Source organism: Emcibacter sp. (assembly GCF_048269205.1).
GTDB lineage: Bacteria > Pseudomonadota > Alphaproteobacteria > Sphingomonadales > Emcibacteraceae > Emcibacter.
This window is the reverse complement of sequence record NZ_JBLXJC010000001.1, coordinates 777,282-803,271: the sequence shown is the minus strand read 5'-3', so window position 1 is coordinate 803,271 and position 25,990 is coordinate 777,282. Positions and strand designations below refer to the sequence as shown.

Genomic DNA, 25,990 nt, shown 5'->3' with positions numbered 1-25,990 from the left:
CATGGCAAGACATCTGGCGAAAATCAAGACCGTTTCGGTCTTTTTATTGCGAATTCCTATGTTTCATATATATATTGTTGGTCCGGGTATAATCCGAGGATATACAGTGCAATATTGCCGATATATAACGATTTGTCTGCTTTTTCTTCTTTACCTGCAGGTTCCGGATAAGGAAGCCTTCGGCAACCAGCATGAGTCTTCCGACAACATTCATATCTGCATCCCGGCCGAGCTTGTTCACTCCACTGAGTTCAAAAACATGATTGCCAGTTCCTACAAGGAACTCAATCGCAGCATCGAATGGCATATCCTGCCGGTTAATCGCTGCATATCGATGGTCAGTGAAGGAAGACTTGATGCGGATATCGGACGCCATACAATTGTCACGGAAATATATCCCAACCTGGTCTCTGTTCCCGTCCCCCTTTATACAATGGAAATAGATCTCATTAGCCGTAAACGGCTGAACACCCCTCTTCCTGCTGCTGAAAAATTTCTGATCGACGATGACCGTCGCGTCGCTTATCCGGAGTTTATCCTCTATATCCGGAATATGCTTTCCCCTGAAAGATCCATTGCTGCAAAAAGCGCAGAACAGATGGTCTCGCTGCTGAAGAAAGGCCGGGTCGATTTTATTCTCTTGCCCTCAATAGAAACCCGGCGGCTGCAGGAAACAGACAAAAGCTTTTCAGAACTTCATATTGTCAGACAGGGCTATGTCAAGTTTCAGGGCTATCATATCCTGCATCAGAGGCATGAAAGGCTGGCGGTCCAGCTTGAAGAAACCTTCCGTCGAAACATCGGAAACCTGCAGGACTAGCAACAGAAAATCAGACCGGCCGGCTGGAAAACACGACCCTGGATAGCACCCAGGCCCCTGATCAGACGAATTTATCGATTTCCTCGTCGGTCATATTCCCCGGCACCACCATAACCGGCATATGACAGACACCGAGAAGCTCTTCACGGAAAATACGAATCAGCGGTCCCGGGTCACCATCCACAGCGGCCCCCAGAACCAGAAGATGCACATCCTGATCTTCCTGAATATATTCCGCGATCACTTCCCGCGGCTCTCCAGGTCGAATAACAATCTCGGGTGTCATTCCGGACAGTGTCTCGACTTCGTGCACAAACCCGTTGAGCATTTCCCTGGCCTCCTGACGGGCCTCCTCTTCCATCAGTTCGCGCACACTGACCCAGTGCTGGAAATCTGCTGGGGGAATGATATGTAGCATGACCATGCTGCCCCCAACCTTGCCTGCCCGCAAGGCTGCCAGGCGAAGAACCTTCTTGAATTCCGGCGTATCGTCAGCGATCACCAGAAACTTCCACTTTCTGTCCGGCTGGGACATTACTTCCTATCCCTATTTGGTTATATCTTTGGCATATTGTGCCACCCGCAGGGAGGAAATGGCAACAGGAATTATTTCAGCAGGATGTTGACCAGTTCCTTGAGCTGGGTTCTGGCCCGAAGCAGGTAGAAGCCTTCCGCAGCCAGATGATTGGGCAAAAACATGGCGTCCGGTGAACAGTTGGATACAACCACCGGATCAAGGGCAATGATCGCCTGCAGGCTTTTATCCATTTCATCCCAGGTCGTGCCAAGTTCGCGATCAGAAACAATCTGGTCAAAATCCCGGCGCAGGCCACTCAGGATCATATAATAAGCGTAGGCCTGCCCCTTGATATTATAGAAAATGTCGTCGGCTTCCATATCGAACATGCAACCGAAGCCTTCCCGGATATGCCGGTCAATGCTGGCTGATGATGCCCCGACATCCACAGCAAATCGCTCCAGAGTAGCCTGGAGATTGTCGCCGCGCCGTTCAAAGACAGCCGTTCCGTCCGCCAGCTTCTTGTTATAGGACCTGAGCTTGACAAGTCCTGCCCGATACTGGGCCTCGGATGAAGAGACCGGCAACAGGGAAATGGACGGCTCCCATATCCACTGGTCTCCGGCATATTGAAGGGCGCTGGAGGCACTTTTCAGATCAGCGTCTTCCATACTGGACCCCCGGGTCCGGCCCAGTTGATCCTTGAGATCAAAGCTGAAACGCGCCACCACGGAAATAATTCCCTGTTGATAATGCGCCATATTGTCAAGAAGGGCGCTGGGATAGAAAAAGGGATCATTGCTTATCCAGGAGTTCTGGTTGACTTCCCGATCGACGAGAGCCGCCGCCATGGCCACCGCATGGCTGGAAGTTCCCCGTTGTCCATAGTTGTCCGGCCTGAATTCCGGATCGTCACTGATCCTGTGAATCAGGACAGCGCCGAGGATAAAATAGAGAATGACCAATACGATCAGCCCAAGCAGAAGGCCACGGACCAGAGAGAAACTCATATGGTCCGCAATCCAGTATCTGAAATCCGTAAACTTCTGCCACATGGGCCTCTCCCCCGGCTGGTTATCTGTTACTTGTCTTTATCCAGATCAAGCACGACTTTCTGGGTGGTACCGCTTGTGCCCGGGAAATTCTGGAACAGGGTACGAATCATCAGCGGTACCAGTTCCGTCAGATCGTTGCTCCGCCCGATACCTTCGACCCGGCCTTCATAGAGGTTCTTGGCACCTTTGAAATTGGGCCGGATATTCACCTTGAGGACCCGGGTGTATTTCACATAACTTCTGACTTCAGGACGATTGTGGAAGCCGCCATAATACCAGGACCGGTGCGGCCAGTAGCCATAGTAATAGCCATAGTAGGGGTAGTAGAAGGGATCATAATAGGGCCAGCCCCAGTAACTGTGGGGTGAATATCCGCCAAAGGAGCGCACAAAAACCTTGCCATCATCGATGCCATAGTCCAGCTCGACGATCAAATCCGCGGTTCCGCCGCTGGCCGGCTTATAGCCCAGTTTGCCAAGCTCGTTACCGAGGATATTGGCATAAGTCGCAAACTCCAGACTTCCCTGAAGGCTTTCATCCATGGGAACAATAACGATCTTTTCCCCGGCCGGTCTCGGTAGAGAGTGAAAACTAGTCACATTGGAAGTAAACGTCTGACCACAGGCTGAAAGCATGCCGACAAGACAGAGCGCAAAAACGCTCTTCATCACTTTACTCATGAACCTAACCTTCCTTTCCCTGACCCACACTATCTTTTGATATAATAACCCCAAATCACGGTTTCAAGAAACCAACAATTTCGTGAACCTCCTGAAGGATCGGTTCGGCAAGTTCAGCCGCCTTCTGGGCCCCTTCCCTGAGAAGGCCGTCCACAAAGGTTTTTTCCTCCGTCATCCGCTTCATTTCCTCGGTAATGGGGCCAAGCACTTCTACACTGAGATCGGCCAGGTCACGCTTGAAGTCGGCAAAACCCTTGCCGGCATAGAGACTGCAGACTTCCGCCGACGTTCGGTCCGATAAAGCGCCATATATGGTGATCAGGTTTTTGGCTTCCGGCCGCCCTTCCAGCCCGTCCGGTGTTTCCGGCAGCGGCTCGCTGTCCGTCCGCGCCTTTCTGATCTTCTTGGCTATGGTATCCCGGTCATCGGTCAGGTTGATGCGTGACATATCAGAGGGATCGGACTTGCTCATCTTGTTTGTCCCGTCCCTGAGCGACATGACACGGGTCGCCTCCCCCAGAATCAGGGGCTCCACCTCGGGAAAAAAGTCCACGCCGTAATCATTGTTGAACTTCTGGGCAATATCCCGGGTCAGTTCAAGATGCTGTTTCTGATCCTCGCCCACCGGCACATGGGTCGCCTTATAAAGCAGAATGTCCGCCGCCATCAGGCTGGGATAGACATAAAGCCCCACACTGGCCCGCTCCTTGTTCTTGCCGGCTTTTTCCTTGAACTGGGTCATGCGGTTTAACCAGCCGAGCCGTGCTACACAGTTGAAAATCCAGGCCAGTTCCGCATGTTGCCCCACCTGGCTCTGGTTAAAGATGATGGACTCTTTAGGATCGACGCCACAGGCAATCATGCCGGCCGCCACTTCACGGGTTGCCCGGCGCAATTCCCCGGGATCCTGCCACACGGTGATGGCATGCATGTCCACGACACAGAATATACTTTCATAGTTTTTCTGCAGGCCAACCCAGTTGCGGATGGCACCCAGATAGTTGCCGAGGGTCAGGTTACCTGAAGGCTGCACCCCGGAGAAAACACGCTGGTGAAATGAAGACGGTTTTGACTCTGTCATCTTTGTTATTCCTTTTATGAGGCATTTTGGACATGCCCCGAGTTGGCGATGAAATATGCAGGATTTATGGCCACATATTGTGACAGGGTCAAGAAGACTCTCGATAGGAAATGTCAGATATCAGATTTTTCTGCGCCGCAGGATCGCCAGATCCTCCTTGCGGATAGCCCCGGTGAGAAAGGCAAGCAGAATATAGGTGACGATGCCCGTCATGACCAGGACCGCGATCCCGGTAATTTTTTCATAAAAAGCGCCGCCGATCAGGGGTGCTGTCAGTGTGGATACGTACCAGACGACAGCTCCCATCAGGAGACTGCAGATCACATAGCGGGTCAGCCTGCCCAGGGCCTGTTTGTCAAAATGGAAATGGCCGCGCCGGACAAGTCCGCCGCAGAGCAGCGCCACATTGAGCCAGGCGGAAATGGCCGTGGCCAGGGCAAGCCCCACGTGCTTAAGTGGAATCATCAGGGCAATATTGAGGATCACATTGGCCACCAGCGCAATCATGGCAAATTTTACCGGCGTTCTGGTATCCTTGCGGGCAAAGTAGCCCGGACTGAAGACCTTGGCCAATACATAGGCCGGGAGCCCGGCCGCATAGGCCGCAAGAGCCAGGGACGTCTGCAATGTATCTTCCGCCGTAAAACGGTTACGTTCCAGAAGCACGTGGATCAGTTCGTAAGGCACCACGATAAAGGCCACGGCGGCCGGTACCGTCAGAAACAGCCCCATCTCGATAGCCCGGTTCTGGCTGTGAATGACCTGATGGCCGTTGCCGGCAGCAATTTCCCGGGACAGCATGGGCAGAAGAACCGTACCCAGCGCCACACCGATCACCCCGATGGGCAACTGATTGAGCCGGTCCGCATAAAACAGAAAGGACATGGACCCGTCCGGCAGATGCGAGGCCAGGATCATATCCAGCATCAGGTTGAGCTGTATCACCCCGGCACCAAGAGCCGCCGGTCCCATGATCCGCAGAAGTTCACGCACTTTCGGCGTCATATGCGGCCATTTAATGCGAATGCGGTAGCCCGCCTTGCGGCAGGCCCGCCAGAGCCAGACAAGCTGGACAAATCCCGCCAGAGAGACAGCAATGGCCAGCGCATGGGCCGGTGTTTCCAGACGGTTGGCGAAAAACACCAGCGCCGAAATCAGGAAAATATTCAGAATGATGGGCATGGCCGCGGTTTCCGCAAAACGGCCGAGTGAATTCAGAATACCGCCGAGCAGGGAAACCAGCGAGATAAACAAAATAAAGGGAAAAGTGATCCGGGTCAGCAGCACCGCAAGATCAAATTTGACCGTATCATCGGCGAAACCGCCCGCCAGTACATAAATCACCGCCGGAGCGAAAATTTCCATCAGCCCGACCAGCAGCAACAGGACCACCATGAGACCGGCGAAGGCCTCTTCGGCAAAAACCACGGCTTCCTCCTGGCCATCCTGTTCAAGGGTGGCGGAGAAGATCGGCACAAAGGCGGCACTAAAGGCCCCCTCGGCAAAAAGCCTGCGGAAGAAATTGGGCAACTTGAACGCCACCACGAAACAGTCCGCCACCATGCCTGCGCCCAGAATGGACGCCATCAGAATATCGCGGACAAACCCGAGAATACGGCTCAGAAAAGTGAAACTGCCGAATATGGCGGTGGCTTTAAGAATGGACATGCGAGCGAAACACTTCCCTGTGTCGACCGGGGACCCTCAGGAGGCTTCCCGAACTGATTTTTGTGTTTTTTCCGACTTTTTCCGGCCCACTCTGCCCGAGCTTTTATCCTCTGACAAGACTTCCAGAAGTTTTTTCTCGATCTGTGCAAGCTTCTGTTTGTGCGTAATTTTATGGCCAAACAGGTCTTTCAGGAAGAAAACCGCAATGGCCCTCTCTCCATAAGTGGCGATATGGGCACTACCGATGGTTACTTTCATATCCATCAGCGTCCGGGAAAGATCATAAAGGAAGCCGACGCGGTCAAGACCGTTCACCTCGATCACTGTAAAGGTGTTGCTGGCATTGTTATCCACCAGCACGACCGGTTCCACTGTAAAGACGGCAGTTCGCTTACTGAGCTTGTTTTTGCGGCGCTGGGCCAAAACTTCCCTGGGCAGAATATTACCCAGCAGGGTCTCGCGAATATTGTCTTTCAATTTTTTTTGCTTTGTCGTGTCATCAAAGGCACTTTCGTCACTTTCCTGTATCCAGAAAGTATCCAGCGCCATGCCGTCCTTGGTGGTAAAAATCTTGGCGTCCTGAATGGAAGCGCCGCTGACGGCTATCGCACCGGTGATACGGGCGAACAGACCGGGATGGTCCGGTGTATAGACGGTCAGTACGGTAATTTCCCTGAATTCGTCAGACCGGGTGGTAATATACAGGCTCTCCCCCGCCTCGTCCGCCTGACGGACGGTTTCGGCAAGACGCACCAGATGGGCATCATCCAGCGCCAGCCAGAAGTTGTCATAAAATCTCCCGGTAAATGTCTCGAATTCCTCGTCGGTCCAGTCTGACAGATCCTCTCTCAGGTTGGAGATGGTTTCCCGGATGCGATGCTGATGACCGCCTTCGATCTGACCGCCAAGAAGATATTCCTCGGAGTTATAGTATAGCTCCCTGAGCAGCTGCCCCTTCCATCCGTTCCAGATTTTCGGCCCCACCGCACGGATATCCACCACCGTCAGCACAAGCAGCAGCCTGAGCCGCTCGGGGCTCTGAACTTCCTTGGAAAAATCAGCAATGGTTTTCGGATCATTAAGATCGCGCTTGAAAGCCACCATGGTCATCAGCAAATGCCAGCGCACCAGCCAGGCAACGGTTTCCGTCTCCGCCGCGCTCAGACCGAAGCGGGGGCAGAGCTTGCGCGCCACTTCCTCGCCCAGCACCGAATGATCCCCCTTGCGTCCCTTGGCAATATCATGCAGCAGCACCGCGACATAAAGGACCCGCCGGGAGATCACCTTGTGAATGATTTCATTTGCCAGCGGATGGTCCTCCGCCAGGGTGCCCTGCTCCACTTCGGAAAGCAGCTCTATGGCCCGGATGGTATGCTCGTCCACCGTATAGACATGATACATGTCATACTGCATCTGGGCCACGACCCGGCCAAAATCGGGCACGAACCGGCCGAAAACACCTGCTTCATTCATCATGCGCAGGATAAACCCGGGGCCTTTCCGATAGGTCAGAATTTCCAGAAACAGATGGTTGGCCACCGGATCATTACGCACCTCACGATTGATAAGCTTGAGATTTTGCCGGATCAGACGCAGGGCGCGGGGATGAATATCCAAATTGTATTTCTGAGCCACATAGAAGATGCGGATCATCTCTACAGGATTATCTGCGAAGGTCTTGGCGCTGCTCACCGAAATGCGACTGCCGTCCACGGAAAAGCCGTCGATTTTCTTTTTCTTGAGACCAAATGCGGGCATTCTGAGGCGAGGTTTGCGCTTGTGCTTGGCCTCCAGATAGGAGCAGAAGATACGGGTCAGGTCACCCACATTCTTGGCCATCAGGAAATAATGCTTCATGAAACGTTCAACACCGGACGATGCCGGGCGGTCAGTATAGCCCAGCCGTTCCGCCAGAACTTTCTGTACATCAAAAGTTATGCGTTCCTCGGGCCGGCCCATCAGGAAATGCAGGTGACAGCGGACAGTATAGAGAAACCGGGCAGCTTTCTGAAACTGGCGGTATTCCTCCTTGGAGAAAACGCCTTTTTTCACCACTTCCGAAACCGAATGCACGCCATAGATAAATTTTGAAATCCAGTAGAGCGTCTGCAGGTCGCGCAAACCGCCCTTGCCGTCCTTGATATTAGGTTCCACCACATAGCGGCTGTCGCCCATTTTGTGGTGGCGTTCATCCCGCTCGGCCAGTTTCTGTTCGATGAACTCCGGCTCGTGCCCGGCGATCACTTCCTTGTCATAGCGGGTGAGAAACTCGTCAAACAGCTCTTTCTGCCCCCAGATATAGCGGGCTTCCAGAAGCGAGGTTCTGATGGTCAGGTCCTGCTTTGACAAACGGATAGATTCATTGATTGTCCGCGTGGCATGGCCCACCTTCAGACCCATGTCCCACATGAGATAGAGCATATATTCCACCACCTGCTCCCCCCAGGGGGTCTGCTTGTAGGGCAGCAGGAACAACAGGTCGATATCCGAATAGGGCGCCATCTCCGCCCGGCCGTATCCGCCGATGGCCACCAGGCAAAGCTGCTGATACTTGGTCGGATTGGGCTGGTAATAGACGAACCCGGCAGTCACTTCATAAATAAACTTGATGATCTCGTCAGTGAGGTAACTTTGCGCCCGAACCAGAACCATACCGCTTTCCCCCGCCTCGCAGCGGCGGCGAACTTCGTCGAAGCCCTGTTGGTAACTGTTTTTCAGCAGATCCAGCAATGGCATGCGGATCGAGTCAGGCGTATGATCCGGCTTCAGCCGCTCGAACTCCTGGCGGAGCTTCAGCGGATCAATGATTTTCCTGTGGTTTCTGACTTTTCGCATATTTTGCCCTGATTATTTATCCGATAGTTCCTTGAGCCTGTAAAGAAGCTCCAGTGCTTCCCGGGGCGCAAGGTCGTCCGGATTTATGGTCTCCAGCAGTTCGTCCGCTTCAGAGCGGGAATTTTCTTCCGTCGCCATTGTGGACTGAAAAGCTGAAAAAAGTGGTAATTCATCCGCAAGAAGATCCATCTTGCGGCCCTTGCTGGTACCCTGTTCGCCCTGTTCCAGACTGTCCAGAACCTGTCTCGCCCGCTTGATGACCACCGCCGGCAGTCCCGCCAATCTGGCCACCTGGATGCCATAGGATCTATCGGCGGCGCCCGGGCCTACTTCATGCAGGAAAACCACCTCGCCTTCCCATTCCCTGACCTTCATATAATGTAGGGATAAATTGTCCAGTTTCGAGGCCAAAGCCGTCATTTCATGGTAGTGAGTGGCAAAAAGGCCACGGCAGCGATTGACCTCATGCAGGTGTTCCACAGCCGCCCAGGCGATGGACAGGCCGTCATAGGTGGCGGTTCCCCGGCCGATCTCGTCCAGGATAACCAGAGAGCGTTCCCCCGCCTGATTGAGAATAGCGGCGGTTTCCACCATTTCCACCATGAAAGTGGATCTTCCCCGGGCCAGATCGTCACTGGCGCCGACCCGGCTGAACAGTCGATCCACCACCCCGATATGGGCGCTGCGGGCGGGCACAAATCCCCCCATTTGCGCCATGATGGCGATCAGGGCATTCTGGCGCAGGAAAGTGCTTTTACCGGCCATGTTGGGACCGGTGATCAGCCACAACTTGTTTTCCCCCGTCAGGTCACAGTCATTGGCCACGAAATGCCCCTGCTGCCCTTGCACAAGCGCCGCTTCCACCACCGGATGGCGACCGCCCTCGATCTCGAAGGTCAGACTATCGTCCACCTTCGGACGGGCATAGTTGCGCACCGCGGCAAGCTCCGCCAGGGAAGACGCCACATCCAGCCGTGCCAGAGAGCGGGCTGCCCGGGTAATGGCCTCCCAGTCCGCCAGAAGGGTTCCGGTGAGCTGTTCGAACAGTTCATGTTCGAGTTCCAGCGACCGGGCTCCGGCCTGGCCAATTTTGCTGGCCAGTCTGGCCAGTTCCGTACTGTTGAAGCGAACCGCATTGGCCAGGGTCTGGCGGTGAATAAATTCTTCAGACAGGGGCGGCGCCATCATCTTGTCTGCATGGGTGGCCGTCACTTCGATATAATAGCCCAGCACATTGTTGTGCCGGACCTTGAGGCCACTAATTCCTGTCTTGTCCCGATAATCGTTTTCCAGTGCCGCAATCATCTGTCGGCTCTGGTCACGAAGTTGACGATATTCATCAAGTTCTTCGTGAAAGCCGGCGGCGATGAAATTACCATCCCGGATAATCGTCGGCAATTCTTCGGCCAGCGCGCGGGACAAAAGCTCGATCAGGGCGCTGTGATCGCCCATTTGGGCCATGATCTCGTCCAGTTCCAGCGGCGGCAGGATATTTTCCCGCGCCTGGCGGTCGCAGACATTTCGCAACTTTTTGTTCAGTTCATCGGACTGGGCAAGCCCGTCGCGAATGGCGGCCAGGTCCCGGGGTCCGCCGCGTCCCACGGACAGACGGGACAGGGCCCGCTCCATATCCGGGCATTTTTTCAGAAGCTCGCGGCATTCACGTCTGAAGGCCTCCTCCTCGAGAAAGAAGCTGACCTTGTCGAGCCTGCGGTTGATCAGTTCCGGATCCATCAGCGGGGCGCTCAGCCGCGTTGCCAGAAGACGCGCCCCGGCGCCGCTCACCGTCCGGTCAATGACGCTCAGAAGGCTGCCCTTTTTCTCGCCGCCCAAAGTGGTGCTCAGTTCCAGATTGCGCCGGGTTGCTCCGTCGATCATCATGGTGCTGTCTTCGCCCACCGGCACCGGCCTGGACAGTTTCGGCGCCTTGCCCTTCTGGGTTTCCGTCACATAGTCAAGCAACGCGCCGCAGGCAGCCATTTCCGACCTGCCGAAAGTGCCAAGCCCGTCCAGCACCGAAACCCCGAAATAATCCTTGAGCCTTTTTTCCGCCAGACGGCTGTCAAAACCACCCGTATCCTGGGGACTCAGCCGTTCCGCCCATTCCTCCAGCACGTGATGGATTTTCTCGTCCGTAAGAAGCGCCGAAGGCAAAATGATCTCACCGGGTCGCAGGCGGGCAAGCTCCGCATCCAGATTGGCAGGATCAATGCCGCTCACATGAAAATCACCGGTGGAAATATCAAGCCAGGCCAGGGCATAACTTCCCTGCACGACACAAAGAGCCGCCAGATAATTGTGCTGGCGGGCATCCAGAAGGTTTTCCTCGGTAATGGTCCCCGGCGTCACCAGCCGGATCACATCCCGGCGCACCACTGCCTTGGCACCCCGCTTCCTGGCTTCGGCAGGATCTTCCATCTGTTCACAGACCGCCACCTTGAAACCCTTGCGGATCAGACGCGCCAGATAGCTTTCCGCCGCATGCACGGGCACCCCGCACATGGGGATATCCTGGTCCTCATGCTTGCCCCGCTTGGTCAGGGTGATGTCCAGCGCCTCGGATGCCTCAACCGCATCGTCAAAAAACAGCTCGTAAAAATCCCCCATGCGGTAAAACAAAAGGTAATCCGGATGGGCCCCCTTGATCTCGAGGAACTGCTCCATCATCGGTGTAACTTTGGCGGGTTTGGAGGATTCTTTTTTCGTCTTTTTGACGGATTGGCCCCTGTCCTGCCCTGAATCCGGTACTGCAGCCGTAATTTTGTCCATAGTGATCGTCATTAAAGAAAATGTGGGAAAATAATTTTCAATCAGATTTTAAGGTTGTTTTTGTTAAAAAATTTCAATATAGGTTTCATATAGGTATTTATATTACCTTGCCGATCCTATTTTATAGAACGGGTCCATGTTATCATCGGGCCTGTTTTACTTATTGGATCAGGGATGAGACTCTATCGCCTTCAATCCGGGAAAGCAATTCCTGCTGGGAAACAGGAATAAAAAAATAAAACCGGCAGAGCGATGAGGAAGCTAGAGGAACAAGACTTAGAAAACGGGTTAAAACATGACGGACAAGAAATCCCAATTCGGCGACAAGGAAGCCCTGCATTACCATTCCGCAGGGCGTCCCGGGAAAATCGAAATCATCGCCAGCAAATCCATGGCCACCCAGCGCGACCTGTCGCTGGCCTATTCCCCGGGTGTGGCGGCCCCCGTGCGCGCCATTGCCGACAATCCCGCTGCGGCCTGGGACTATACCGCCAAGGGTAATCTGGTGGCGGTAATTTCGGACGGCTCCGCCATCCTCGGGCTCGGCAATCTCGGGCCGCTGGCCTCCAAGCCGGTGATGGAAGGAAAGTCGGTCCTGTTCAAGCGCTTCGCCGATGTGGATTCCATCGACCTGGAGGTGGACAGCAAGGATGCTGAGGAATTCATCAACTGTGTGCGCTGTCTCGGCCCCAGCTTCGGCGGCATCAATCTGGAAGACATCAAGGCCCCGGAATGTTTCATCATCGAGCAGCGCCTGCGTGAGGAAATGGATATCCCCGTCTTTCATGACGACCAGCACGGCACTGCCATCATCTGCGCGGCCGGGATCATCAATGCCCTGGACCTGACCGGCCGCGATATCAAGGACGTCACCGTCGTGGTCAACGGCGCGGGGGCCGCCGCCATTGCCTGTACCGAACTGATCAAGGCCATGGGGGTGCCCCACAACAATGTGATCATGTGTGACAGCAAGGGCGTGATCTATCACGATCGCAAGGAAGGCATGAACCAGTGGAAGTCGGCCCATGCGGTCACAACCAAAGCCAGAAGCCTGGAAGAGGCCTTGAAAGGGGCCGACGTATTCCTCGGCCTGTCCGTCAAGGGCGCGGTGACCCAGGACATGGTGGCCAGTATGGCCGATAGGCCGATCATTTTCGCCATGGCCAACCCGGATCCGGAAATCACCCCCGAGGAAGTGGAAGCCGTGCGCTCCGACGCCATTGTCGCTACCGGACGTTCCGACTATCCCAACCAGGTCAACAACGTTCTCGGCTTTCCCTATATTTTCCGGGGCGCACTGGACGTTCGCGCCACCCGTATCAATGACGAGATGAAAATCGCCGCCGCCCGCGCCATTGCCGAGCTGGCGCGTGAGGACGTGCCGGACGAGGTCGCCTCGGCCTATGCGGGCGAACATCCCAAATACGGCCCCAAATACATCATCCCGGCACCCTTTGATCCGCGCCTGATCAGTTCCATCAGCCCGGCCGTGGCCCAGGCAGCGATGGATTCAGGAGTGGCGAGCCGGCCAATCATCGACATTGCAGAATACCGCAAAGAGCTTGCCGCCCGGTTGAACCCGACCACCGGCACCCTGCAGATGATCTATGACAAGCTGGACCAGGACCCCAAGCGGGTAGTCTTTACCGAAGGCGACGAGGAAACGGTGCTGCGCGCCGCGCTCGGCTTTGAACAGAACGGTTTCGGCAAGATCATCCTGATCGGCCATGAAAAGAAAATTCGCGACCTGCTGGAACATATGGGCCATGACCGGAATGACAAGATTGAAATCCATCATGCCCGTAGCAGTGACAAGAGCCGGAAATATGCGGAGTTCCTGTTCAACAAGCTGCAGCGCAAAGGCTATCTGTTCCGTGACTGCATGAGGCTGGTGGAAACCGATCGCAACGTGTTCGCCGCCTGCATGCTGGCCATGGGCGATGCGGACGCCATGATCACCGGCCATGTGCGTCATTATGCGGCGGCGCTGGACAGTGTGATGAAAGTGATCGACCCGATCCCGGGCCGTCGCGCCATGGGCATCAGCATCATGGTCAAGGGCGACCGGACGATCTTTGTCGCCGATACCGCCATCAATGAGCTGCCCACTGGCGAAGACATGGCCGATACCGCCGAGCATGCGGCGGAAATCGTCCGCCACTTCGGTATTGAACCCCGGGTGGCGCTGATGTCCTATACCAATTTCGGCAACCCGGAAGGCGGAATCCTGGCCCAGCATTCCCGCGAGGGCGTGCATATTCTGGACAGCCGCAAGGTCGATTTCGAATATGAGGGCGAAATGCATCCCGGTGTGGCGCTCAACCCGGAAATCATGGAGAAATACCCCTTCTGCCGCCTCAGTGGCCCGGCCAACGTGCTGATCATGCCGGGCATGCATTCAGCCAATATTTCCACCAAACTGTTTCGGGAAATGGGCGGCGGCACCGTGATCGGCCCCATGCTGGTCGGACTCAGCCATTCGGTGCAGATCGTGCCCATGGGGTCCTATGCCTCCGAGATCATCAATATGGCCGCCCTTGCCGCCCATAACGTGAATATGGTGCGGGAAAAAACCGGCGGCTGATTTCAAATTGTCACCCTCACCCTGCCCTCTCCTCTGGGAGAGGGTCGGGGTGAGGGCTAAATAAAGAATCCGAAATAACCCACAATCAATGGGGTCATATGCTTCCGGGATCATCAATATGGCCGTCCTCGTCGCAAGGCTGCCCCCTCCTGTCGCAGCAGCCTTGCCTTCCAGGGATCTTCTGCTCTATCCTCTCCTCAACAAAGCAAGGGGAGAACAGAATGCGGCTTATCCTGAAAAGAAACGCAGTGATGATATCTATCTGCCTGCTGGCCGGAACATTATCTCCGGCCCATGCCGATATTACAGTCAGGCTGGATACGAGCCTTGCCCGAAATGTGATGGCGGACATTTGCAGCGGCAGAGACATCGATGAAGACGCCATCAGACACAACCCGGCCATTCGGGATATGCTGACCCATTTCAGAAAGTTCCGGAATTATATCACCATGGACAACTATCTTGACGCCCGGCGAAAAGCCGCGGGATGTCAAAAGATCGACCGGGATTATTTTCGTTTCAACGACGTGATGAACAATCGGCAGGAAATTAATGATCTGCTCGACAAACTCTCTGAAACGCAGGCCGAAACATCTGCCCGCGTCGCGCGTATGATTGCGCCTTTCAGCCCCGGAGACACCGACTTTTCAGGGAGCGCCGTGGTAGCGGTCGGCACGCCGTCCTGCGGCGGCTGGGCGGTCGGGGATGATTTCTACATCGACCTGCCCTGCATCCGGGACGACCCGGAAGGCATGACCTTTCTGATCGCCCATGAAACCTATCATGCCGTCCAGAATGAATTTATGCCGCCCGCCCCGGAAAACGATCCTGTCAGGTTGATCATGTTCGAAGCCATCCGGGAAGGTGCCGCAAGCACTCTCGCCGACTTCAATAAAGTGGACAGCGACGCCCGCTACAGCCGGGCAAGCAAACGCAGCCTCCGGATCAACCACCATCGCATGCCGCTGAATTTCACTCTGCTGGAAATGGCCATAAGCCATCTGGGGGGAAACCAGGACGGGGAGCGCTATAAAGAGGTTTATAACATCGGCTTTTCCGGTTCCTTCGATGCGCCCTTTTATGCGATTGGACAAACCGTTATAGGTGCCGTGGATGAGGCTTTTGGTCGCCCCCATCTTGTTTGCCGCCTGGAAACTTCCCCGGAAGTCCTGTTTCTGGATTATCTGGACCTTACGAAAAAGGACAGTGCACTTCCCGCCCTCGGGCCCGCGACCCGTTCTGAAGTCATCAAACTTGAAAAAGACAGAACCGACTGCCGTTAAAAAAAGCCCGCAGGACCTGCGGGCTTTCGTTCTTTTTATCAAGAACCTCCGGGCAATATCCTAATTGTCAAACAGTCCCAGGTAACGGCGCTGAATGCTGTCCACCGGCAACAGGATAAAGACGTCGGTGGTATTGAACTGTTCATCAATCACCGCCCCGTCGCCGATGTAACAGCCGAGCCGGAGATATCCCTTGATCAGCGGCGCCAGGGCCCGACGCGCCATGCGGTCGTCATATTCCGCCGGCGTCATATAATCCATCTTGCGGTAACGCGCCCCCACCGCCGGGACGTTATAGTCGTCAGGGGTTTTATGGCTGTTATAGAGATAACTCAATTGCAGCTTGAGATCTTCCGGATTGATGCCGGGCAGGCTCGCGCAGCCGAACAGATAGGCAATCCGGTGTTTTTCAATATAGCGGGCGATGGCGCGCCACATCAGCTGCATCACATTATTGGTGCGATAGTCCGCATGTACACAGCTGCGTCCCAGTTCGAGCAGTTGCCGGTCGCCGATCATTTCATCACGGAATTTTTCGGAAAAGAGACTGGAGAGGTCATATTCCTGGGAGGAATAGAAATCCTCGATCCGGTCCACCTTTTCCTCCCGTAGCAACCGGTAGGTCGCGATCACGGCGTCCGCCCCCGTCTTGCTGGTGTCAAAAGCCAGCAGATGGTCACAGACATTGTCGAAATCATCGAAATCCCGGGCCACGGTGCGCATGGCCTCCGTAGGAACCGCTTTCATTTCCTCGTAAAAGACCCTGTAACGCAGGGCCTGGGCGGCGGCCACCTCCTCGTCCGAACGAGCTAGGCGAACCTCATAAACGCCGGATTTCACAAGAATCGGAGCCTCGTCGGACTGATCCCATCTGATTTTTTCGGCGTTTGCTTTCATCATATCCAGTTTCATAACCCTGATATATAGACCCCTGCAGGGTCAATTTCATGACAGCAATGTAAAAGTTTTTTTGCAAAAACCCCAGCTTTTTAACATTCGCTGTTCCATTTTCCGCTTAACTCTTTACACAGGAAAGGGAAATTATACGTTAATGATCGGTAAAATCCGACGGCTGGACTATTCCCATGGCTGATCAGCTTATATCCTGCCCCGCCTGCGGCGCCCGACTTGCCCGAAACAGTGCAACGGGGACACTTTTCTGCGCTTTTTGCGGATATGAGCACTTGTCCCAGCCCGGCCTTTTTTCCACACTCTCTACATACAGCAGAGAGTACACGGACAAAAGTTTATTACAGTTACATCGTTACTGTTCCGGAACTAATATAAGGTGTGAGAGCGCCTTTACAATGCCCCTGGATGACGAAATCTACACCCCCAAAGACCGGGATCTGGACGGGATAGGCAGCCTGTATGTGCCGATTTTTGTGGAGGACCTGAATAACTATTTCTCTGCACGCTACGTGAGCCTCAAAAAGGGCGGCATGCTGATGATCCTTTGTCCGGTCAAAAGCCGGTTCCGCACCCCCACCCTCCTGCCGGGCCAGAAGCACGTCTTTGGCCGTCGCTCGCTCTTTTACCTGTTGGAACGGCACGGCTTCAAGCTGCACTGGAAGGACCGCTTCCGCTGCGATCCCCTGTGCCTTGTGGCCAAGAAAATGTAGATCAGGACTTTACCCGCAGGTCTTCCGATACAGATCCCAGTTTCCGCATCCAGAACAGAAGCCCGATTGCCGGCAGCGCGGCAATGGTGGTGAAAATGAAGAAAGCGGTTGGTCCCCATTCCACATACCCAAAACCTGACGGTGCCGCAAGGAAACTACGCCCCACCGACGCCACAGACGACAGCAGCGCATACTGGGTTGCCGTATAGGCCAGATTGCAGAGTCCCGAGAGATAGGCAATTGCCAGGGTGCCGCCAAGGCCGGAGGCAAAATTCTCGAACCCGACAGCAAAAGCCAGAAGCGGCACATCGTGCCCCACTTCCGCCAGCACTGCGAAACTGAGGTTAGAGACCATCATCAAAACGGCCGAAATAAACAGACCGCGATAGGTCCCGGTTATTTTCAGCAACAGGCCACCGGCAAAAATGCCAACCAGCAGAGCAAAGAACCCAACCGTCTTGTTGGCAAAGATGATTTCATTATTGTCATAGCCCAGATCCACAATCAGCTTTGGCGTCATCACCGAGGCCATGCCGTCACCGATCTTCAGCAGGATGATAAACAGCAGGATCAGCAGCCAGCCGTTACGGCTCATGAACTCCTTGAACGGAACAACAACACTCAGGTAAAAATTTTCCACAAACAGGCTGAGTGCCGTCGGGGCGTGCACTTCATCCTTGAGCCAGTGTTCGACGGCCTCGGTTTCCTGTTCCACCAGTTCATGGCCGTCCCGTTTCGGCTCCCCGAGCAAAACAGCAGGGAGGACCCCGAACAATACCTGGAGGCTGAGAATATAATAGGCTGCCTGCCAGCCATATTCGGCCGCGAGCCAGAGCCCGCCTGCGCCGGAGACAAAATTGCCGATCCGATAGCCAAACTGGATCATCGCCGCTCCGGCGGGCAACTCTTCATCCTCAAGAATTTCAATCCTGTAGGCATCAAGCACAATATCCTGGGAGGCACTCATAAAAGAGACCATCAGCGCGCCAAGGCCGGTCAACAGAGCCCCCTCGACAGGATCGGTCGACCCCAGAAACAGGATCGCTGCGGTCAGGCCCGCCTGGATCAGAAACAGCCAGGCCCGCCGCTGGCCGAACATACGGGCAAGGCCCGGCAAGCGGATCCAGTCAATCAGCGGCGACCAGAGGAATTTCAGGCTGTAGGGCATAGTCACCACCGCCAGCAGGCCGATGGTTTCCGCATCTACCCCTTCCTGGCTCAGCCAGTAACCGAGGGTCGAGAGCACAAGGGTCAGAGGAAATCCGCTGGATATACCCATGCCGAAAATGCCAATCAGGCGCGGACGGCGATAGATTTCGATGGCGCCCCACCAGTTTTTGGGATTGGAAATGGAAATCTTCACAGGCGGGTATCCGGATACTTGTTGTTCTTGTTTTAATAAGTCTTCTTTTGCCGGTAACTTAGCGCCTCGGCGATATGAGTTTGACCGATCCCGTCCACGCCGTCAAGGTCGGCAAGCGTGCGCGCCACCCGGAGCACCCGGTGATAGCCTCTCGCGGTCAGTTTCATCATCTCGGCCGCCCGGGTCAACATCTCCCGTCCCGCCTGATCCAGTTCCGCCACCTGTTCCAGGGCTTCCCCGTCTACCTCCGCATTGGTGCGGACGCGGTCTCCAAGATCCATGGCCCGGTATCTATCCTGCTGCCTGTGCCGGGCCTGCGCCACCCGGGCCGCCACGTCTTCTGTGCCCTCCGCCGCGGGTGGCAGGGACAGGTCAAGAGCGCTCACAGCCGGTACCTCGATATGAATATCAATCCGGTCCATGAGCGGTCCGGATATACGGGCCTGATAGTCATTGGCGCATTTGGGCGCCCGGCTGCAGGCCCGGGCCGGATCGTCAATATGCCCGCAGCGGCAGGGATTCATGGCCGAGATTAACTGAAATCTCGCAGGATAGGTCACATGGGTATTGGCCCGCGCCACTACCGCCTCGCCGCTTTCCAGGGGCTGGCGCAAACTATCGAGGGCCGGACGCTGGAATTCCGCCAGTTCATCCAGGAACAACACGCCCCGATGCGCCAGCGACACCTCCCCCGGCCGCGCCTTAAAGCCGCCACCGGTCAGGGCGGCCATAGAGGCGGAATGATGGGGGTTACGAAACGGCCGCCTGCGGGTGATCCCGCCGCCGGTCAAAAGTCCGGCCACCGAGGCAATCATGCTCACCTCCAGAATTTCCGCAGGATCCATAGGTGGCAATATCCCTGGCAACCTTGCCGCCAGCATGGACTTGCCCGATCCGGGCGGCCCAATCATACAAAGATTATGACCTCCCGCCGCCGCCACCTCCAGCGCCCGTTTGGCGCTTTCCTGCCCTTTGATGTCCTTGAGATCGGGAATATGCGCCTCCTCCCGCTCCACCGCCGGCCTGGGCGCGGCCAGAAGCTGTGTGCCTTTCAGGTGATTGATCAGACTGAGCAGGCTGTCGGCGGCAATGATGTCCAGATCCCCGGCCCAGGCCGCCTCCCCGCCACAGGCCGCGGGACAGATCAGGCCACGGTCTTCTTCCATGGCCCGCATGGCCGCCGGCAGAACGCCGGGCACCGCCTGCAGACCACCGTCAAGCCCCAGCTCCCCCAGAACCAGATACCCGTCCGTCATGTCACTTCCCACCGCCCCCATCGCCACCAACACCCCCATGGCGATGGGCAGGTCATAATGACTGCCTTCCTTGGGCAGGTCAGCGGGCGCCAGATTGACGGTAATCCTTTTCGGCGGCAAAGACAGGCCGATGGCGCCAAGGGCGGCGCGCACCCGTTCGCGGCTTTCCGCCACCGCCTTGTCAGGAAGACCGACGATGGTAAAGGACGGCAGACCGTTCGCCACCTGAACCTGGACATCTACCGGACGGGCTTCTATGCCGACGAAGGCGACTGTTGTGATATGCGCTACCATTGGCTCCCCCAAACACCCTGGCCCAAAAAAACAACTATAACGTGTATTTCAGGATGTGCGCAACCACAACGTAAAAACCCGGCGAAAGCCGGGTCCTGGACTATTATAAATCTGAAACAGAGATATGTCAGTTATACGAAGGACAGGGCCTCCATAAATCCTTCCTTGCCGTCCTTGCTGCCTTTTTCCTTGGGTTTTTCCTCATTCTGGTCACAAGCCTGCCGTTCAGGTGTCACATGCGGCAAGGGAAATGCCGGAGGCTTTGGAGGCGCAGCCCTCTCAGGAATTTCACGGGCGCGAACAGCCGCAGCAGCTTTTTCCACATGCAGGCGACGTACCTCCGCCAAGACCCGACGGACCTCCCGTTCGGCGCGGCGAATTTCAAGCGCAACTTCAACTCTCATCTCTTCACGCAGAGGCTCAGGGATCCGCTCGATTTCTTCAATTTCCTCCAGATACTCTTCCAGACTGGCCAGACGGTTTTCATGAAGGCTCATGACCTTTTCCAGCTGCGCCAGACCATATTCCATGGCGCGCTCCAGGGCTTCTGCACTGCGCTCATCCATGAACTGCCGGGAATGAAAAACAAAATCGCGATCCTCGACGGCCTCGACACGCATCAACGGGTCAACCGCTTCGTTAAGGGCGACAAATTCAAAATCCCTGCGGGTTTCACTGGTATTCAGCAGGGAACCGACAACAGAGGACAGTCCGCCGACAACAAGAATGGCAATGGCCAGTCCTGTCAGCTTTTCCGTCACTGTTATGATACGCCGTCTGTTCATTCCCGCCTCTCAGGATTTGATGGGCAATTCTATACATTCCGAGGGGAGAAAGCAACAATATTGCCTAAAAAACCACCCTGCTCACCAAATTGTGAGCCAGCGAGCAATGTTCGCCCAGACAATCCCGTAAACCGTCAGAAGTAGCGGGCGACCCTGAGTTGAAAGAAATCATCCCTGGACAGGCTGTATATGGGGTCCGTCGCCGGAACATTCATAAACAGCCGCGCATCAAGACTGACTTTCCAGAATTCACCAATCCTGCGGCTGCCCTCGATGTTAACAAGCTTGACCGTGGAATCCATGTCGAAAACGGCACCGATCAGAAGTTCGCTGCTCTGTTCGTCATTGGCGGTCCAGCGCAAGCCGACAAACAGGTCATCTTCCAGGAACGACGGAGAAAGAGTGCCACGGTCGTCATAGCTGTATTCCATCAGAACGCCAAGGTCTGAATAGCCGCCGCCAAGACCATAGAAAGTATATTCCACACCTCCGGCAAAAGCCCAGAAATCGTCCCCCCAGACAGCATCGCCGCTGTTGGTCTGGTAAATACTTTCGAATTTCCACAGGAAGCCGCCTTTGGTCGCCTGGATGTCCACACCGGTCTGGTGGATCAGCCGGTAATAGGGGATCAATACAGCATTACCGGACCCGTCAAGTCCCATGACAAATTCCGGATCCCTGGAGGTGCCCTGGAAATGATAAAGGCCAAGGTCAAAATCGCCCATCACATGAGACCAGCGCAAGGCCCAGTCCGGATTCCATTCCTCGTCATCCGATTCATAGATCGTGCGGCCATAGTCCACCCGCATCGGCATGCGCATACGACCGTCGACGCCGGGGAACCTGCGTTCCCGGAAATATGTCATCAGATAGCCGGAAAAGGTGCCGATATCGGTCATATAGCTCAACGCCAGCATGGGCTGGCCAAGCTTGTCTTCCTGGTCGATATCCTCCAGGAAGTCATCCTGGTTCAGGATATCCACAAGGTGATTGGATTCCGTGACACCCCAGAAGACCGTATTGATACCGGCTGTCACCGTCAGATCATCAAAGACGCCAAGCCACTTGAACTCCCGCACGTCAAAGTGACTGCGATCTTCGTCCTGAGCATCGACCCGGCCGAACAGATCGGCAATGAAAATATGGTTGCCGTCTTCCGAGACATATTCCAGGCGCGGTTCCGCGGCAACGGACAGGGTCCAGTCCTCCGGTTCGGGATAGAAGGAGGTTTCGGGATAGATCCGGCCTTCCACTTCCACATAGCCGGAAAAGTCAATCCCGTCAGATTCGTCCTCATACACGGTTTCATTATACTGCTCTTCATCTACCGGCGCCATTTCAGCAGCAAAAGGCGATGAGTTCAGCATCGGCACCGCATCAGCCACCGGCTCGGGATTAACGGGTGCTTCAGTCTCCGCCACTGCGGCAATCACCACATCGGCTTCCGGTGCCGGCTCAGGCGGCAAAGATGCCCTTACCTGGCGCGACCATTCCGCTTCACTGATAGGCAGCAAATCAAAAACCAGACGGTGCGGACGGCCTTCCATAGGTTTGAGATCAAATGAACGGGATACAGTGGCTGTACGACGTAGAGAAATTTCGAGACGAAAGCCACCATCCAGATTTTCTACATTTACGGAGTCCAGAATTCCCACAGCCTCTGCACGTCTGGTCAGAGCCGGTGTAATAGGCTCGCCGGCACGGTCCTTCAATTCGATGACAATTCTGCGCGGCCCGTCGAGATAACTCACGTCATAGGGCGTCCCTTCACTAAGATCCACCACAATACGTGTCATATCAGGATGTTTACCGGAACGGACAGCCAGAACCTCCGCATTGGCAGAGCCAACAAGGCAGGACGCCATCATGAGTGCAGCAACAGCTGTACCGCAGTTCAGATATTTTTTTCCTGTGATCCGTTTATGTCGGATCCCGATCCTGGTCTTACGCACGAATAACCCCATTTATATCCTTGATTCTTTGAAACTTTTGCAGAAACAAATGTAAAAGCAGATAAAAATACAGCGCATTTAATTAAACTTGCTAATATTTCATCCCAACCTGCTGAGTTTCTTAAGGTTAACCGGCATTAACCATAAAACAGGACAAGATTAGCGAACGATAATTATAAATAAAGGAGAAAGTCCGGCATTTCTCTGGAAATAGCAGAAAAACGCCGGAAAACCGGGGGTTTCGGGAATTATTTTGCAGTGGCCATACGGGACCTTGAAAAGTCCCGATCCTCGAGCCCTTGCTGGAATTCATAGCGACTCATCAACAGACGGGTGCTTTTACCGGTCAGTTTGTTAACCATATAAAGTTCGTGGGCCCGCCAGTATTTATCCAGATATTTCTGATATTTGGCCATGATCAATGTTTTGAAATGAGCACCACCCCGGTTGAAGAAATCGATCTTGTGAACCCGGTATTCCGTCGTATCAATCCATGAGATGATTTTAGTGTATCCCGATCCCTCATAAAGGGGGTAGGATTCCACCACATGGCAGGTCATCTGTCCACAGGCCTCATCCCGCAACCATTTGTACTTATATTTACCCACTTCGCGGGAAGACATATCCTCATAGGAAAATTCACTACCCATGAAAGGACCGGACTTGCTCCGGCTGTCAATACGCTTGATGCGCCCCTTCTGGCCAAGCGCCGGGAAATAAATCCACTGATCGTCCTGATCCAGAATTTTGGAATGTGTCAGCAGAACGGTTCCCTTCACATCCGGCGGCCGGTCGAAAATCACCAGCGACTTGTCGCCAAGTTTCTGGTCCTGTACTTCCAGAGTTTTTATTTTCAAATAGCGGGTGCTGGTTTTTCCCTGCCGGTTGGTCAGGATCATTTCCAGTTCAGACACACTGTCAGCGTAGCCCAGGTCCCGGCGCTCCATTTCCTCTGCAATGGCCAACCCCTTTTCCTCGGCGGTCTCGGCCGCCACAGACAGTGGCGCTGCGAACAGGCCAACAAGGGAAAAGAAGAAGATAAACGCGCTTTCTTTAGGCATCTGCATCTTTTTTCGATCCTTTTTTATCAACAAACAGAAGTATGGTCGGCAGCAGCAGAAAATCGGTCACCAGCGCCACCGCAATGATCAGGGCAGTGAGCAAGCCCATCTTGGCATTGATAAGATAGTCGGAGAGTCCCAATGTGGCAAATCCACAGACCAGAACCAGGGATGATATCCAAAGCGGAGACCCCACCATCGCGAAGGCGTATCGAACAGAATCTTCCGCCCCCAGCCCTTTTTCCAAGTTGCCCCGCCGGTATTTACTGAGGAAATGCACCGTACAATCCACAATCAGGCCAAGGGCCGTCGCTGTCACCACAGAAGCAAATATCCCGATCTCGCCATACAGGATGGCCCAGAGACCAAAAGCCGCCACAGCAGGAAGAACATTGGGCACGATACTGATCAATCCCAGCTTGAAACTACGCAGGGCGACCACAAGGCAAAGAGAGATCAGCACAAATGCCAGACCGGTCCCGATGAACATGCTGTCAAAGGTTCGACGGGTCAGAAAGGCAAAAATAATCCCCGGACTGGTGCCGCCCTCTGTCATGATCCGGCCTTCCCCCTGACAGGCCGCAAACCACTCCCGGGTGCGATGTGTCAACGAGATCATATCTGATGTATTCACAGGGCCCAGACTCGCCGTTACGCGGGTCGCCGTTTTTCCGATGTCTATCTGATTGGTCAGGTCAAGGCCATAAGGCAGCGACATTTCATACAGGAGCAGATACTGGGCCGCCAGGTTACGCTCCTCGGGCAACCTGTACCAGGCCGGGTCGTCCCCGTGCATATTCTTGTTCAACCGCTTCATGACATCAACAATCGAGAACACATGAACCACCTCGGGCTGCGCTTTCAGCCAGCCCGTGAACTCTTCCAGTTGTATTAAATAGTCTGGTTCAGCAATTCCGCCCTCCTGGCCGGAGGAGACCGAAAGTTCCATGGTGTAGGGGCCGACAAGATTGTCGATCATGAATTCGGAATCTCTTCGGAATTCGACATTTTCACTAAAAAATGTGACGAAGTTGTCGTTGTAGACAAGACGGGGAATGAAAGCCGCCACCGCAATACAGATGATGACCATTCCCGCCAGAATACTGTTACGCCGCCCGATCACCCATTCCACATATTTTTCCATAACAATATGTTCCCGCGTGGTTTTTCCCAGCGACCCTGTCGGTACAATTGCCATCAGTGACGGCAACATCGTGATGGAAAATATCCAGGCTGCGAATACACCAATGGCGGAGATATTGCCCAGATGGTTAAAGGGCGGACTATCATTGAAATTCAGGCTTAGAAAACCGATCGCCGTTGTCACAGAGGTTATCAGAACCGGTTGAAAATTGATGCGCAAACTTTCCACAACCGCGTCATGTTTGTCCATTCCGCGTCTCATATTGACATAGAAGGTCGCCAGCAGATGGATTGCATCGGCAACGGCGATGGTCACAATGATGACTGGCGAGGACACAGAAGCAATATTCAGCAGAAAGCCATAGTGACCGGTTATGCCAAGGGCGAAAACAACCGAGGAAAATACGACCACCATGCTGATAATCATGCCGGAAACAGAGCGCAGGAAAACCAGCATGGTTACAGCAATCACAATGAACATGGCGGGGACCAGTGTCTTGGAATCCGCTTCGGCGGCTTCCGGCATGGACACGGACATCATCACGGTTCCCGACAGGGCCACTTCCACATCGGGATGATCTTTTTCAATCTGTGCCGCCATTTTCCTGATCGGCGTTACAATTTTTTTCAGGGTATCGGGCTGGGTATCGGCAGGCTGGACCGTTACCATGATTTGCGTTGTCTCGCCATCCTCCGACACCAGACGATTGAGCAGCGATGGCTCGCTGAGCGCGATACGCCTGATTTTCTCCAGATCTTCATCGGATAGGTCTGCGGCCTCCCGGACCAGGTCATCCACGATCAAATCGTCTTCGGTGGCTTCCGTATGCTGATAGTTGGCCAGACTGTCCACACGGGTCACGGACGGGAATAACCAGGCCTGTTCAGTGACCTCCTTGACGATGCCAAGCATCTGGCGCGTAAAAACACTCTTTTCCGAGGATTTCAGGCCAATCGTTACCAGGTCGACTTTTGAATAGTTGGCTTCCAGATTATCCTGGGTTGCGAGCTGGGGATTATCCGGACCAAAAAAAATTCTGTAGTCTGTGTTGAACCCCAGTTTGGTAACGCCGGAGCCCACTATCCCGGTCACTGCAATACAAAGGAATGCGACAAGCCAACGCCAGCGGACAATAAACCTGCCATAGGATACAATATATTTGTCGGACATAACTATTGCTCCCCGAATCCGGTTCGGCCGTCACCAGCCTGACAAACCATC

18 protein-coding genes are annotated in these 25,990 nt (G+C 54.6%); 4 read left to right on the top strand and 14 right to left on the bottom strand.

All coding sequences use genetic code 11. The annotated features are described in order from the left end of the window. Positions 1-259 precede the first annotated feature (259 nt). Positions 260-820 (top strand): hypothetical protein, encoded by a 561-nt coding sequence (locus ACN0YD_RS03690; RefSeq protein ID WP_417317294.1) that lies wholly within the window; start codon positions 260-262, stop codon positions 818-820. Between the two features lie 61 nt (positions 821-881). Here the strand turns inward: ACN0YD_RS03690 and ACN0YD_RS03685 are convergent, their stop codons facing one another. From ACN0YD_RS03685 to mutS, 7 genes are all read right to left on the bottom strand, one after another. Then, a complete protein-coding gene (locus tag ACN0YD_RS03685) occupies positions 882-1,355 on the bottom strand; it encodes a universal stress protein (protein WP_417317293.1) in 474 nt (157 codons plus the stop codon). Positions 1,356-1,426: 71 nt separating this feature from the next. Then, positions 1,427-2,392, bottom strand: coding sequence for a DUF2333 family protein (locus tag ACN0YD_RS03680; RefSeq protein WP_417317292.1), 966 nt, complete (start codon positions 2,390-2,392; stop codon positions 1,427-1,429). Between the two features lie 26 nt (positions 2,393-2,418). Then, positions 2,419-3,072: a DUF4136 domain-containing protein gene (locus ACN0YD_RS03675; protein ID WP_417317291.1), complete on the bottom strand. Its 654-nt coding sequence runs from the start codon at positions 3,070-3,072 to the stop codon at positions 2,419-2,421. A gap of 55 nt (positions 3,073-3,127) precedes the next feature. After that, the gene (gene trpS / locus ACN0YD_RS03670; RefSeq protein WP_417317290.1) at positions 3,128-4,153 is read right to left on the bottom strand and encodes a tryptophan--tRNA ligase; all 1,026 of its coding nucleotides are present in this window, start codon (positions 4,151-4,153) and stop codon (positions 3,128-3,130) included. Positions 4,154-4,273: 120 nt separating this feature from the next. After that, positions 4,274-5,821 carry a murein biosynthesis integral membrane protein MurJ gene (gene murJ, locus ACN0YD_RS03665; protein WP_417317289.1) on the bottom strand — a complete coding sequence of 516 codons (1,548 nt, stop codon included), beginning with the start codon at positions 5,819-5,821 and terminating at the stop codon, positions 4,274-4,276. A 36-nt stretch (positions 5,822-5,857) separates the two neighbouring features. Beyond that, positions 5,858-8,656: a [protein-PII] uridylyltransferase gene (locus tag ACN0YD_RS03660; RefSeq protein ID WP_417317288.1), complete on the bottom strand. Its 2,799-nt coding sequence runs from the start codon at positions 8,654-8,656 to the stop codon at positions 5,858-5,860. Positions 8,657-8,668: 12 nt separating this feature from the next. Then, entirely contained in the window at positions 8,669-11,425 is a 2,757-nt protein-coding gene (gene mutS / locus ACN0YD_RS03655) for a DNA mismatch repair protein MutS (RefSeq protein WP_417317287.1), read from the bottom strand. A gap of 295 nt (positions 11,426-11,720) precedes the next feature. On the opposite strand from mutS, the gene ACN0YD_RS03650 reads away from it, so the two are divergent. After that, positions 11,721-14,009 (top strand): NADP-dependent malic enzyme, encoded by a 2,289-nt coding sequence (locus tag ACN0YD_RS03650; RefSeq protein WP_417317286.1) that lies wholly within the window; start codon positions 11,721-11,723, stop codon positions 14,007-14,009. Positions 14,010-14,260: 251 nt separating this feature from the next. After that, positions 14,261-15,292, top strand: a complete 1,032-nt coding sequence (locus tag ACN0YD_RS03645; RefSeq protein ID WP_417318840.1) for a DUF5700 domain-containing putative Zn-dependent protease — start codon at positions 14,261-14,263, stop codon at positions 15,290-15,292. A gap of 60 nt (positions 15,293-15,352) precedes the next feature. Here ACN0YD_RS03645 and ACN0YD_RS03640 read toward each other — a convergent pair whose 3' ends face one another. Next, on the bottom strand, positions 15,353-16,192 hold the full coding sequence (locus ACN0YD_RS03640) for a GNAT family N-acetyltransferase (protein WP_417317285.1): 840 nt from the start codon (positions 16,190-16,192) through the stop codon (positions 15,353-15,355). 407 nt (positions 16,193-16,599) lie between these two features. Here ACN0YD_RS03640 and ACN0YD_RS03635 point away from each other — a divergent pair, with 407 nt between their 5' ends. Further along, positions 16,600-16,914, top strand: a complete 315-nt coding sequence (locus ACN0YD_RS03635) for a hypothetical protein (protein ID WP_417317284.1) — start codon at positions 16,600-16,602, stop codon at positions 16,912-16,914. A 1-nt stretch (position 16,915) separates the two neighbouring features. Here the strand turns inward: ACN0YD_RS03635 and ACN0YD_RS03630 are convergent, their stop codons facing one another. From ACN0YD_RS03630 to ACN0YD_RS03605, 6 genes are all read right to left on the bottom strand, one after another. Then, a complete protein-coding gene (locus tag ACN0YD_RS03630; RefSeq protein ID WP_417317283.1) occupies positions 16,916-18,277 on the bottom strand; it encodes an AmpG family muropeptide MFS transporter in 1,362 nt (453 codons plus the stop codon). A 32-nt stretch (positions 18,278-18,309) separates the two neighbouring features. Further along, on the bottom strand, positions 18,310-19,827 hold the full coding sequence (locus ACN0YD_RS03625; protein ID WP_417317282.1) for a YifB family Mg chelatase-like AAA ATPase: 1,518 nt from the start codon (positions 19,825-19,827) through the stop codon (positions 18,310-18,312). 131 nt (positions 19,828-19,958) lie between these two features. Continuing rightward, on the bottom strand, positions 19,959-20,612 hold the full coding sequence (locus tag ACN0YD_RS03620; protein ID WP_417317281.1) for a hypothetical protein: 654 nt from the start codon (positions 20,610-20,612) through the stop codon (positions 19,959-19,961). A 134-nt stretch (positions 20,613-20,746) separates the two neighbouring features. Continuing rightward, positions 20,747-22,564 (bottom strand): AMIN domain-containing protein, encoded by a 1,818-nt coding sequence (locus tag ACN0YD_RS03615; RefSeq protein ID WP_417317280.1) that lies wholly within the window; start codon positions 22,562-22,564, stop codon positions 20,747-20,749. Between the two features lie 248 nt (positions 22,565-22,812). Then, a complete protein-coding gene (locus ACN0YD_RS03610; RefSeq protein WP_417317279.1) occupies positions 22,813-23,631 on the bottom strand; it encodes an outer membrane lipoprotein-sorting protein in 819 nt (272 codons plus the stop codon). Further along, complete coding sequence (locus ACN0YD_RS03605) at positions 23,618-25,939, bottom strand: efflux RND transporter permease subunit (RefSeq protein ID WP_417317278.1); 2,322 nt, start codon at positions 25,937-25,939, stop codon at positions 23,618-23,620. Before ACN0YD_RS03605 ends, ACN0YD_RS03610 begins: the two co-directional genes overlap by 14 nt. Positions 25,940-25,990 lie beyond the last annotated feature (51 nt).

Coding starts and splice junctions, on each gene's coding strand:
- ACN0YD_RS03605 (WP_417317278.1), bottom strand. CDS start 25,939: ATGTCCGACAAATATATTGTATCCTATGGCAGGTTTATTGTCCGCTGG.
- ACN0YD_RS03660 (WP_417317288.1), bottom strand. CDS start 8,656: ATGCGAAAAGTCAGAAACCACAGGAAAATCATTGATCCGCTGAAGCTC.
- murJ (WP_417317289.1), bottom strand. CDS start 5,821: ATGTCCATTCTTAAAGCCACCGCCATATTCGGCAGTTTCACTTTTCTG.
- ACN0YD_RS03680 (WP_417317292.1), bottom strand. CDS start 2,392: ATGTGGCAGAAGTTTACGGATTTCAGATACTGGATTGCGGACCATATG.
- ACN0YD_RS03635 (WP_417317284.1), top strand. CDS start 16,600: ATGCCCCTGGATGACGAAATCTACACCCCCAAAGACCGGGATCTGGAC.
- ACN0YD_RS03610 (WP_417317279.1), bottom strand. CDS start 23,631: ATGCAGATGCCTAAAGAAAGCGCGTTTATCTTCTTCTTTTCCCTTGTT.
- ACN0YD_RS03620 (WP_417317281.1), bottom strand. CDS start 20,612: ATGAACAGACGGCGTATCATAACAGTGACGGAAAAGCTGACAGGACTG.
- ACN0YD_RS03640 (WP_417317285.1), bottom strand. CDS start 16,192: ATGATGAAAGCAAACGCCGAAAAAATCAGATGGGATCAGTCCGACGAG.
- ACN0YD_RS03650 (WP_417317286.1), top strand. CDS start 11,721: ATGACGGACAAGAAATCCCAATTCGGCGACAAGGAAGCCCTGCATTAC.
- mutS (WP_417317287.1), bottom strand. CDS start 11,425: ATGGACAAAATTACGGCTGCAGTACCGGATTCAGGGCAGGACAGGGGC.
- trpS (WP_417317290.1), bottom strand. CDS start 4,153: ATGACAGAGTCAAAACCGTCTTCATTTCACCAGCGTGTTTTCTCCGGG.
- ACN0YD_RS03645 (WP_417318840.1), top strand. CDS start 14,261: ATGATATCTATCTGCCTGCTGGCCGGAACATTATCTCCGGCCCATGCC.
- ACN0YD_RS03685 (WP_417317293.1), bottom strand. CDS start 1,355: ATGTCCCAGCCGGACAGAAAGTGGAAGTTTCTGGTGATCGCTGACGAT.
- ACN0YD_RS03625 (WP_417317282.1), bottom strand. CDS start 19,827: ATGGTAGCGCATATCACAACAGTCGCCTTCGTCGGCATAGAAGCCCGT.
- ACN0YD_RS03690 (WP_417317294.1), top strand. CDS start 260: ATGATTGCCAGTTCCTACAAGGAACTCAATCGCAGCATCGAATGGCAT.
- ACN0YD_RS03675 (WP_417317291.1), bottom strand. CDS start 3,072: ATGAGTAAAGTGATGAAGAGCGTTTTTGCGCTCTGTCTTGTCGGCATG.